The 11,769-nt window shown below is 38.0% G+C and carries 8 protein-coding genes; 5 read left to right on the top strand and 3 right to left on the bottom strand.

The window, feature by feature from the left end; all coding sequences use genetic code 11:
• Positions 1-14 precede the first annotated feature (14 nt).
• Together miaE and recG are read right to left on the bottom strand one after the other, a co-directional pair.
• Entirely contained in the window at positions 15-596 is a 582-nt protein-coding gene (gene miaE / locus BXY82_RS11955; protein ID WP_133758413.1) for a tRNA-(ms[2]io[6]A)-hydroxylase, read from the bottom strand.
• 179 nt (positions 597-775) lie between these two features.
• Positions 776-2,878, bottom strand: coding sequence for an ATP-dependent DNA helicase RecG (recG, locus tag BXY82_RS11950; RefSeq protein WP_133758412.1), 2,103 nt, complete (start codon positions 2,876-2,878; stop codon positions 776-778).
• Between the two features lie 172 nt (positions 2,879-3,050).
• On the opposite strand from recG, the gene BXY82_RS11945 reads away from it, so the two are divergent.
• Genes BXY82_RS11945 through BXY82_RS11935 form a run of 3 tightly spaced genes read left to right on the top strand, consistent with a single transcriptional unit; the run spans position 3,051 to position 6,902 of the window.
• Complete coding sequence (locus BXY82_RS11945; protein ID WP_133758411.1) at positions 3,051-5,045, top strand: M1 family metallopeptidase; 1,995 nt, start codon at positions 3,051-3,053, stop codon at positions 5,043-5,045.
• A 24-nt stretch (positions 5,046-5,069) separates the two neighbouring features.
• Entirely contained in the window at positions 5,070-5,984 is a 915-nt protein-coding gene (locus BXY82_RS11940) for a patatin-like phospholipase family protein (RefSeq protein ID WP_133758410.1), read from the top strand.
• The gene (locus BXY82_RS11935; RefSeq protein WP_133758409.1) at positions 5,985-6,902 is read left to right on the top strand and encodes a patatin-like phospholipase family protein; all 918 of its coding nucleotides are present in this window, start codon (positions 5,985-5,987) and stop codon (positions 6,900-6,902) included.
• 3 nt (positions 6,903-6,905) lie between these two features.
• Here BXY82_RS11935 and BXY82_RS11930 read toward each other — a convergent pair whose 3' ends face one another.
• The gene (locus tag BXY82_RS11930; RefSeq protein ID WP_394345932.1) at positions 6,906-7,442 is read right to left on the bottom strand and encodes a DUF7935 family protein; all 537 of its coding nucleotides are present in this window, start codon (positions 7,440-7,442) and stop codon (positions 6,906-6,908) included.
• Positions 7,443-7,588: 146 nt separating this feature from the next.
• On the opposite strand from BXY82_RS11930, the gene BXY82_RS11925 reads away from it, so the two are divergent.
• A complete protein-coding gene (locus BXY82_RS11925; protein WP_133758408.1) occupies positions 7,589-9,157 on the top strand; it encodes a hypothetical protein in 1,569 nt (522 codons plus the stop codon).
• Between the two features lie 288 nt (positions 9,158-9,445).
• Positions 9,446-11,761: an ATP-dependent helicase gene (locus BXY82_RS11920; RefSeq protein ID WP_133758407.1), complete on the top strand. Its 2,316-nt coding sequence runs from the start codon at positions 9,446-9,448 to the stop codon at positions 11,759-11,761.
• Positions 11,762-11,769: the final 8 nt, after the last annotated feature.

The following is an 11,769-nucleotide window of genomic DNA, read 5'->3' as shown; positions in this document are numbered from 1 at the left end:
CAGGTTGCAGTTCTCTAACCGTGAATGCTTTCGCTTTTTCCGTAGCTTTTGATGAGTTCACCTTCAAACGCCACTAATTCTTTCCAACGTTTATCTACATCAATGTCTTTGCCGTATTTACGGGCCAACCCTATAAAAAGTGTGTAATGTCCCGCCTCGCTGACCATCAAATCATAATAGAATTTTGAAAGTTCTGGATCTTCAATGTGTTGTGAGAGCATTTTAAAACGTTCGCAGCTTCTAGCTTCAATCATCGCGGAGAATAAAAGTCTGTCTACCATACTTTGTAGATGATTGCCGCCCTTATTCATAAACTTGTAAAGCTTGTTAACATAACTGTCTTTACGTTCTCTTCCTAAGGTATATCCTCGCTTTTTGATGATGTCATGCACCATTTGAAAGTGTTCGAGCTCTTCTTTGGCGAGCTCCAATAACTGTGTTACCAAATCTTCGTATTGCGAATTGTGGGTAATAATAGTGATGGCGTTGGTAGCTGCCTTCTGCTCGCACCACGCATGATCCGTTAGAATTTCTTCAATATTCTCCTCCGCAATGGCTGCCCATCGGGGATCTGTTTCTAATTTAAGATGTAGCATAAGGTTGAGCTATTTTCCAAAATTTGGATTGATAAAGACCGAAGATACTACTATTTTAATTGTCTGTAATATCGTCGTCAAACATGCTATTGTCTTTTCGTAAAAATGGTAGGATTGTTAATGGGCAATGGCGTAGAAGAGCCCTTGCATTTACTTAAGTTGACAAAAGGGCCAAGCATTTAGGAGATGTAGTTCCAAATGTTTTTGTATTTGCTTAATTGGCCGTAAGTATACCGTATGACCTTGTTTTCGGGGGAAGAAAGGCTAGGGTCTGCTTTTAAAATGGTTTTGGCATAGTACCGTGCATGCTGTAAAATGTCCTTATCTTTAATAACATCGGCAATCTTGAGATTTAAGACGCCACTTTGCTGTGTACCCATCAGGTCTCCAGGGCCCCTTAATCGTAAATCCACTTCAGCAATTTCGAACCCATCATTAGTACTGACCATGGTTTGCAGTCTTGTTTTACTATCTTCACTTAATTTGTGGCTGGTCATTAAGATGCAATAACTTTGTTCAGCACCACGGCCAACACGGCCTCTTAATTGATGCAGTTGTGAAAGTCCGAAGCGTTCAGCACTCTCAATAATCATTACGGAGGCATTTGGGACGTTAACACCTACCTCAATTACAGTGGTGGCAACCATAATTTGTGTTTCGCCTTTAACAAAACGTTGCATTTCAAAATCCTTATCGGCAGGTTTCATTTGACCATGTACAATAGAGATTTGGTAGTTTGGCAAGGGAAACTCTCTAGAGATGCTTTCATACCCATCCATCAAATCTTTATAATCCATTTTTTCACTTTCTTGAATCAATGGGTAAACGATATAAATTTGCCTTCCTTTTTCAATTTCATCTCTGATAAATCGAAATACTTTTAACCGATTTTTATCATAACGATGTACTGTTTTTATGTCTTTTCTGCCCGGCGGTAATTCGTCAATTACGGACACATCCAAATCGCCATAAACCGACATTGCCAAAGTTCTCGGAATTGGTGTTGCCGTCATAATTAGAATGTGTGGAGGCGAGGTGTTTTTGTGCCATAGTTTACTGCGCTGCGCAACTCCAAATCGATGTTGCTCATCAATCACTGCAAGCCCTAAATTCTTGAATTTAACTTTGTCTTCCAACAAGGCGTGAGTACCAATTAAGATGTCTAAATCGCCATTTTCTAAAGCAGAATGAATTTTTCTCCTTTCTGAAGTATTGGTTGAACCAGTGAGTATCTTAATATTGATATTCAGTTCTTTAACTAGTTCTTTAAGTCCGTGATAGTGTTGTACTGACAAAATTTCAGTCGGCGCCATTAAACAGGCCTGAAAACCATTATCAAGTGCCATTAACATTGACATTAGCGCAACTATGGTTTTGCCTGAGCCCACATCGCCCTGCAAAAGTCGGTTCATCTGGGCATTGCTCCCTAAATCGGCCCTTATTTCTTTTAAAACACGTTTTTGAGCGTTAGTCAATTCGAAAGGTAAATGGTCTTGAAAAAAGGTGTTAAAATGTAATCCCACATGTTCAAAATTAAAGCCTTTAATTTTTGATTTGTGGATTAGGTTTTTGATGATTAATTGCAGCTGAATGTAAAAAAGTTCTTCAAATTTCAGACGAAATTGTGCCTGTGATAAGAGTTCTTGGGTTTCTGGAAAATGGATGTTGAAAAGCGCTTTGCTTTTAGAGATTAATTTGAGTTCTGAGAGTAGATTTTCTGATAGCGTTTCTTCAAAGCGACCTTGGGTTTCTAGAAACAATTGCTGCATTATTTTATTCAAAACCCGATTGGAGACGCCTTTGTTGGCCAATTTTTCTGTGGATGGGTAAATGGGCTGCATGGCCGAGCGCAAATTTTTTTCGTGTTCTTCTAGCAATTCCATCTCAGGGTGTGGCATATTGAATACGCCATTAAACCAATTGGTTTTTCCGAAAATAACGTACTTTTTTCCTAGTTTTATGCTATCCCTGATCCATTTATGCCCCCTGAACCAAACGAGTTCCAAAATACCTGTATCATCCCTAAACGTAGCTACCAAGCGTTTTGCTCTGCCGGTGCCGACATCTTTAAAGTTAGTGATCTCTCCAATAATTTGTACATCAGCACTGTTGCGCTGTAATTGGTTAATTTTGTAATAATTGGTTTTGTCTATATAGCGGTTGGGGAAGAGGTTGATCAGGTCTTGGTAGGTGTGAATGCCAAGTTCCGAGCGGAGTAAATCCGCCCGATTAGGACCGACACCCTTTAGGTAGTCGATAGGAGTTTGAAGTTTGGCATTCATAATTGCGAATTTAACTATTTCCTGCGAATGCGAAAATGGTAGAGCGGATGAATAATGTATTAGCAGGCTAAACCTACTGTGTCAGTGAATTGCGCTTAAAGATTGCGTGACCGCATGAACTTAGAGCAATTTATTTTTCTTATTTTGGTGGCGTCTTAGCTCATTCTTACCTATGCGATCATTTTTAGTAATCTGCTTTCTTATAATTGGAGTGTTGACTTTTGCGCAACAAACCGAGCTTGTTGATTTTGAGAATATCAAAGCTGACATTGAATTTGTAACTCCTGGCGTAGTTTCTGGCGACGTATCCGTACGATTTAAAGTTTTAAAAAATACGGATTCTGTCTATCTGGATGCAGTCAGAATGGAGTTTCATGATTTGAATATCAGAAATGTTTTAACTGAAAAGTTACAAAAGCCGGAATATCATGTCGATGACCGCAGAATTGTGTTTTTACAGCAATTTACAAAGGGTGAATCGTATGAGGTTCAGTTTTCCTATACGGCCAAGCCAGACAAAGCTTTGTATGTTGTAAATGATCAGATTTGGACCCAAGGTCAAGGGAAATACACTAGTAATTGGCTGCCTAGCCTTGATGATGTGAATGACAAAATCGAGTTTGATCTTACGGTTACGCATGCATTAGGTTATTCGGTGTTGGCTAACGGAGTGCTAATGGCAAAAGACACACTTGCAGGCCATAGGGTCAAATGGCGCTTCAATATGGAGGCACCCATGAGTAGTTATCTTGTTGCGCTTGCAATTGCAGATTACAACGTTAAAACTGAAATCTCAGAGAGCGGCGTGCCTTTAGAGTATTACTATTATCCGGAAGATTCATTTAAAGTAGAGGCTACCTATCGTTACAGTAAGCAGATGTTCGATTTCTTGGAAACGGAGATTGGCGTTGCTTATCCTTGGAAAGTTTACAAACAGGCGCCTGTTAAGGATTTTTTGTATTCAGGCATGGAAAATACGACCTTGACTATTTTTTCTGATGCTTTCATGGTGGATGCTACAGGGTTTAATGACAAAAACTATGTAAATGTAAATGCACACGAGTTAGCGCATCAATGGTTTGGAAACTTGGTGACCGCAACAAGTGGTGAGCATCATTGGCTGCAGGAGGGGTTTGCAACGTATTATGCGCTTTTAGCAGAGCGAGAAGTGTTTGGTGAGGCGTATTATTTTTGGCAATTGCACGATTATGCCCAACAGTTGTTGGCTCAGGAAAATGCTGGTGAAAGCACATCTTTGCTGAATCCGAAGTCGAGCAGTTTAACTTTTTATCAAAAAGGGTGTTGGGCGCTTCATATTTTACGTGAGCAGGTAGGTGACGAGTCTTTTGGAACTGCTGTAAAAAATTACCTTCTTAAACATATGTTTAAAACTGTTGAAACCTCTGACTTTATTGCTGAAGTCGAATTTGTTAGTGGACAGGATTTAACAGATTTTGTGCAGGTCTGGCTGAAGGATGTAATGCTTCCTCAGGATGCCATGGTTCAGAGCTTAAAGAAATCGGCAATGATACAGGAGTATTTGGAAGTGAATTGTGAAAACCATCCTGACAAATGCCAAGATTACTTGGTTTCTGACATTTCAGACAAAGCAAAAATTAAAATCCTTTCTCATGACAATTATGTCGTTAAATTGGAAGATTTTAATAATAACATAGAGGTGAGGCAGGCTATCGCGAAAAAAATGAGCACTATTCCGCTTGCTTTCAAAACTGCTTATGAGAGCCTATTGCAAGATGCTTCCTATGTTACAAAAGAAGTAGCGTTGTATAATTTGTGGGTTAATTTCCCTGAGGAGCGCGCTAAATATCTGCAGCAAACCAAAGATATCTATGGGTTTAACGATTATAATGTTAAATTGCTCTGGTTGGCGCTTCATTTAAATACGTTGGAGTATCAACCAGATGCGAAACGGGAGGTGTTTGAGGAGTTAAAAAGTTATACGAATCCGCAATTTGGTTTTGAATTGCGGATGAATGCTTTTACTTATCTCAAATTACTTAATGGTTACGATGAGATGTCATTGGGCAATTTGTTACAAGCAACGAAACATCACCATTGGCGCTTTCAGAAATTTGCGAAGGGACTCTTGAAAGCGTTAAAAGATAACACTGTGTATGAAGCAATTATATATAAACTAACACATTAAATAAAGATACTTGTACAATTATAAATGAGGGCATTAGTAATTTCAGGAGGAGGAAGTAAAGGAGCGTTTGCTGGCGGCGTTGCCCAATACCTTATTGAAAATAAAAAACTGGATTATGATTTGTATATTGGTACCTCTACAGGAAGTTTGTTGGTGTCTCATCTGGCCTTGAATAAGGTTCAAGAGATCAAGGAAATTTATACCAATGTTACTCAGGAGTCTATATTTAATGTCTGCCCGTTTAATATTAAAAGAAAAAAAGGCATTGAAACCATCAGTATAAATCACTTTAATGTGCTTCGCAATCTTTTTAGTGGCAGTAAAACCTTTGGTGAAAGCCAAAACTTAAAGAAACTTATTTATTCTCATGTTACAGAAGAAGGTTTTAATGTGCTAAAAAAAATGAAAACTGATGTCGTGGTAACGGTTTCAAACCTTTCTTTAAATCAAGTGGAATATAAATCGATTAAGGATTTTGATTACGAAGATTTTATAGACTGGGTGTGGATTTCCTGTAACTTCACCCCGTTTATGTCGCTAGCTAAAAAGGGTGGATGCGAATATGCTGATGGTGGTTTAGGGTCTATGGTGCCTATCGAGGAGGCAATTAAAAGAGGGGCAACTGTAGTGGACGCTATTATTTTGCAAACGGAAGTATCGCAACTCAATAGGATGCCGTCCTTAAATGCCTTTTCCTTGCTGACCAATATGTTTGCGTTTATGGTAGATCGAATAGAGTTTCAAAACATCCGTATAGGGAAGTTCGTGGCGAAGAATCAAGATGCTATTATTAATTTCTATTATACGCCAACCGTGCTGACCACCAATTCGCTAGTATTTAGTAAAGAGAAAATGACCGCATGGTGGCAAAGTGGTTTTGATTTTGCAAAGTATAAAGATATAGAAACAAGTCCGTTAGAACCGGAGATAACCGAATAGATGAAGAAAGCATTAGTAATTTCTGGAGGTGGAAGTAAAGGAGCCTTTGCTGGTGGTGTAGCACAGTACCTCATTGAGCATCAGCATAAAAAGTATGATATGTTTTTAGGAACATCAACGGGAAGTCTATTAGTGCCACATTTAGCAGTTAATGATATTGGAAAGTTGTACGACATGTTTACAAGTGTCAGCCAAAAGGACATTTTTAGCATTAGTCCATTTATACAGCATAAGAAAGATGGACGGGAGTTTGTGTCTATTAATTATTTCAACTCCATCATTCAATTTGTTAAACGAAAGAGAACCTTTGGCGAAAGTGGGGCGTTGCGCAAAAACATTAAGCGAAACCTCACTAAACACGAATTTCATAAAATAAAAAAGTCGGGTATTGACGTGGTGGTTACGGTCACCAATCTCACAAAAAGTGCCGTAGAATATAAATCTATTAGGGATTTTACTTATGAAGAATTCTGTGACTGGATATGGATTTCCTGCAATTATATTCCTTTTATGTCTTTAGCAACCAAAAATGAATGTGAATATGCAGATGGCGGATTTGGATGTGTGGTACCCATCAGGGAGGCTATTTTACGTGGAGCCACTGAGATTGATGCTATTATATTGGAGTCTGAAAATATGGAAGGTCATAAAGTACTCGGTAAAAATCCTTTTTCCTTAATGATGAATCTGTTTTCGTATTTGATGGATCAGGTTGAAAAGAGTGATGTCACTATTGGGCAGCTAGCTGCGCTTAATAAAAATGTGAAACTAAATTTGTACTACACACCTACCACCTTAACGGAAAACTCGCTGATATTTAGCAAAAAATTGATGGCCAAGTGGTGGGAGCAAGGTTTTAATTATGCTGAATTAAAACATGTTTCAGTAAACGAAACAGCTGAAGTAGAGTTGTTATAGGGTTTACCACATAGCGCTTACTTCCTGCTTTATATAAGCCAAGGCGGCATCACTAGGCGCGCGTTTTTCCATCATTTCAGTCAGTACAACTTCTCTTAGCTTTGTGGCGGTATCTGTTTTTTCAGAAAGACTCGCTTTACGGATGAGTTGAATTGTGGCATTTTTTGCAGCAGAAATTATGTTCCAGCAATCGTCAGAAATATATATCTGTTGTGCTAAATTATGCTCAAATTCCTGTTCAATATTTGCTATAAGTAAATTCTCATAACTATCTTTATTTGAAGATGTTGGCGTTACTCTTACTATTAACTTTGAAGGGGTAATACGCTCTAAAAAGATAGCCATGCGCTCATAGGCTTGTAAGCGTAAGGGCATAGAGTTGACCTGCATATCTTTCTGAATTAGAAAGCGTCTACGGGCCTCTTCATTCTTAATAAATTCCTTAAAAAAATAATATGCTACGAGTCCGGTAATAAGGGCTGGTATTGCATAAAGTAATGCGTCAATTAATTTTGTTTCCAATGTTGGGTGTGTGTTTATTTTTATCAAACATAAGATGTTTTTTTCTAAAATTCTTAATACATAGTAAAAAATAGAGAACAGCTGGCCATATGCGTATTTGATTATGGATAAAAATTTTTCTATTCGTGTTAACACTCAGGTTGCTATTAGCATATCTTTAGTTCATGACAAAACCTCTAAAAATTGTAGTAATAACAGCAATTACACTATTTGTTATTAGTATCATAGGATATTTTATGGCTCAAGCCATGGTTGTATCCAAACTCGAACGTTTTATTGAAAATGATTTGCCGGAGTCCCTAAGTATTAGCTACCATTCTATAGATGTGAGTGTTTGGGACGGGAGTGTTATTATGGTGAACCCCAAAATTATCAACAGAGGTAGGCATAGTGCAAAGAACAATGCAGAAATGGAGCTGGATACTTTATTGGTAGATGGTTTTGGTTTTTTCAACTATTTCAAAAATGATCATATTCACGTTGAAAGTGTGCAATTGCGGAGTCCAAAAATGCTCTACAACCATGACAGCGCTATCCCGAAGAATGAATACAGGTACTCTGCCTTAGAACAATTGAAAAAAGAGATTAAAATAGGCCGGTTTAATGTACAAAATGGAGAGCTTCACATAAAAGATATCGCAACAGATTCATTGTTACTTTATACTACAAATGTCACCGCTAATGTTATGGACATCCGTTTGAATAGCAACACGGTTAAAAGACGGATTCCATTTAATTATGCTAACTACAATTTATCTTATAATGATTTGCATTATAAAATAGGAGACTATGAAGATCTAAAATTAAGTTCAGCTGTGATTACTCAAGATAAGGCTACTTTTAAAACAATACATCTTTACACTAAGTATTCTAAAATTAAATTGAACCAAATGATAGCTGTTGAGCGAGATCATTTTGATGTTCGCATTCCTTCATTAACATTGGAAGCTCAAAATTTTGGTTATAAAAATGACTCCATATTCTATTTTAAAAGTCCAAAAGTCACTTTTGATAGCCCTGAAATGCACTTGTACAGAAATAAGTTGGTTGCTGATGACTATACCCAAAAAGAGTTATATAGCAAGGCTTTAAGAGAGCTTGCTTTTGAGTTAACACTAAGCAATGTCATTTTAAGAAATGCAACTATTGTGTATTCTGAAAAAGTGAATGCGGATATGGAGGCGGGCAAGATTGCCTTTACTAAAATGAACGCCAATATTAAAAATATTAGCAATACTTATAAGAGTCCAGAAAAAACCAGTTTAAATATCGATGCGGTCTTTATGGCACGAACGCCACTTAAAGTAGATTGGCAGTTTGATGTGAATGACGTCAACGACGTGTTTGTTTTTAAGGTTGACATAGGCAAACTACCTGCGCCAGACTTGAATCCGTTTTCTCAACCTAATTTAAAAGTCCGTTTTGAAGGAGAGCTTTTAAAAACCTATGCCACGATATCTGGAGATGTCAATACGTCTAGGGTAGATATGAAGGTTAATTATGAAGATTTTAAAGTGGTAGTTTTGGACAAGGAAGGAAAGAAGAAAAAGAAAATATTATCAGCCATTGCCAATCTCTTTATTAAGAAGGATAGTGATGCGGAACACGATGGTTTTCGAGAAGGCTTTAAAGAAGGAATTGCACGGGACCATACCAAATCTATATTTAATTTTCTATGGCTTAGCGTCCGCTCAGGTCTGGTTAGTGTTTTGACCGGAGACGGTAAAAAATAGATTAGTGTATTATATAGTTCTTGCTTGCATACTAATTGATGTGAATCTACAGGAATACACCCTGTTGAGCATTTTTTAATCACTAACAGTTTTAAATATAGGGAATATAAAAACTATGTGGTCTTAAAAAAGAGCATCATAAGATGTGCTGTATTGCCATAATTAGATTTAGTCATTTTACGGGTTTTAAACTGATAAAACAATCGCAATTGTTTATAATTATTGATAAAAACGCTTACGTAAAACAGAAGCTTTGGTTAATTTCACACACTTAAAATTGAATGAGATTTGGAAAAGTATTTAAGTCAGTTAAATGAAGCGCAGCTAGCACCAACATTGCAGAAAGATGGACCTATGATAGTCATTGCGGGTGCAGGTTCAGGTAAAACGCGTGTCTTGACATTTAGAATTGCCTATTTAATGAGTCAAGGTGTAGACCCATTCAATATTCTTTCACTGACGTTTACCAATAAGGCTGCTCGCGAAATGAAAGGCAGAATTGCAGAAATAGTTGGTACGAGTGAAGCCAAAAATCTCTGGATGGGTACATTTCACTCCGTATTTGCAAAAATCTTGCGTATTGAGGCTGACAAATTGGGTTACCCAAGCAACTTTACCATCTATGATGCACAGGACTCGCAACGCTTAATTGGCGCCATAATCAAAGAGATGGGACTTGATAAGGATATTTATAAAACTAAACAAATCAGTTCCAGAATTTCTTCTTACAAGAACAGTTTGATTACCGTAAAAGCTTATTTTCAGAATGCTGAGTTGATTGAAGCGGATACCATGGCAAAACGCCCTAGGATGGGGGATATCTACAAGAATTATGTAGATCGCTGTTTTAAGGCAGGAGCGATGGATTTTGATGACCTGTTGTTAAAAACCAATGAATTACTGACGCGTTTTCCTGATGTGTTGGCCAAATATCAAAATCGATTCCGATATATTCTAGTAGACGAGTACCAGGATACCAACCATTCACAATATCTAATAGTTAGAGCATTATCTGATCGATTTCAAAATATTTGTGTGGTAGGAGATGATGCGCAAAGTATTTATGCCTTTAGGGGTGCCAATATCAACAATATTCTAAACTTTCAAAAGGATTATGATGATGTAAAAATGTTCCGTTTAGAGCAGAATTACAGGTCTACCAAGAATATTGTCAATGCCGCCAATTCCATCATTGATAAAAACCAAACCAAACTAGAAAAAGTGGTGTGGACGGCAAATGATGACGGACCAAAGATTAAAGTCAATCGATTGATGACAGATGGGGATGAAGGCCGTTTTGTGGCGAGTTCCATCTTCGAAAATAAAATGGAGCACCAGCTTAAAAATAGCGATTTTGCCATTTTATATCGGACCAATGCACAATCCCGTGCTATGGAGGACGCGTTGAGAAAGCGAAATATTCCCTATAGAATTTACGGCGGACTCTCATTTTATCAGCGTAAAGAGATTAAGGACGTTTTGTCTTACTTAAGGTTGATTATCAATCCGGCGGATGAGGAAGCGCTCAAACGCGTTATTAACTTTCCGGGACGAGGCATTGGCCAAACTACAATTGATAGATTGGTGGTGGCAGCCAATGGGTATAACCGCTCCATATTTGATGTGATGAAACATATTGATAAGGTAGAAATCAATATCAACTCAGGTACGAAAAACAAGTTGAAGAACTTTGTTACCATGATTGAGAGCTTTCAGGTGATGAACCAAACTGCAAATGCCTTTGATTTGGCAGAGCACGTTACTAAAGTGACAGGTCTCATTAAAGAGTTCAAAAACGATGGCACGCCAGAAGGCATTGCTAAAATGGAAAACATTGAGGAGTTACTCAATGGTATTAAAGATTTCGTGGAAGGCCAGGAAGAGTTGGCGGATGCCACAGGGGCTTTACCGGAATTTTTAGAAGATGTTGCATTAGCCACTGATTTGGATGCCAATAAAGGTGATGCCGACCACGTTGCGCTAATGACCATTCACCTGGCTAAAGGCCTAGAGTTTCCTTACGTGTATATTGTGGGGATGGAAGAAGATCTCTTCCCAAGTGGTATGAGTATGAATACCCGTAGTGAATTGGAGGAGGAACGCCGCTTATTTTATGTGGCATTGACGCGTGCTGAAAAGCAGGCTTATTTAACCTATACCATGTCTCGTTACCGTTGGGGGAAATTAATTGATGCTGAGCCAAGTCGGTTTATTGAAGAAATTGACGAGAACTTCTTAGAAATTTTAACACCCCTAGACGATAGACGTTTCAATCCGATGCTCTCGGCCGATATTTTTGGCGATATTGAACCCAATAAAATTCGTTTTAAGAAGCCTGCCAAGCGTAAGTCTGAAGAAAAACCTGCGAAGTTTATTCCACCTGCAAAACTGAAACCCATTGGAAAATCTACAGGCAGTTCTGATGTCAATCTTTTTGATGGGAAGCTAACTGTAGGTAATATTGTGGAGCACATGCGATTTGGAAAGGGGGAAGTGTTGAAAATTGAAGGTGTTGGCACTGATACCAAAGCGGAAATAAACTTTGAACATGGCGGGGTTAAAAAACTATTGTTGCGCTTTGCAAAGTTAGATGTGTTGGGTTAGATGGGTTG

The sequence above is a fragment of the Gelidibacter sediminis genome, from assembly GCF_004364975.1.
Lineage (GTDB): Bacteria > Bacteroidota > Bacteroidia > Flavobacteriales > Flavobacteriaceae > Gelidibacter > Gelidibacter sediminis.
This window is presented reverse-complemented; position numbering and strand designations above follow the sequence as displayed.

Bases quoted from the DNA above. Each gene is read 5' to 3' on its own strand.
- miaE (WP_133758413.1), bottom strand. From the start codon at position 596: ATGCTACATCTTAAATTAGAAACAGATCCCCGATGGGCAGCCATTGCG.
- recG (WP_133758412.1), bottom strand. From the start codon at position 2,878: ATGAATGCCAAACTTCAAACTCCTATCGACTACCTAAAGGGTGTCGGT.
- BXY82_RS11945 (WP_133758411.1), top strand. From the start codon at position 3,051: ATGCGATCATTTTTAGTAATCTGCTTTCTTATAATTGGAGTGTTGACT.
- BXY82_RS11940 (WP_133758410.1), top strand. From the start codon at position 5,070: ATGAGGGCATTAGTAATTTCAGGAGGAGGAAGTAAAGGAGCGTTTGCT.
- BXY82_RS11935 (WP_133758409.1), top strand. From the start codon at position 5,985: ATGAAGAAAGCATTAGTAATTTCTGGAGGTGGAAGTAAAGGAGCCTTT.
- BXY82_RS11925 (WP_133758408.1), top strand. From the start codon at position 7,589: ATGACAAAACCTCTAAAAATTGTAGTAATAACAGCAATTACACTATTT.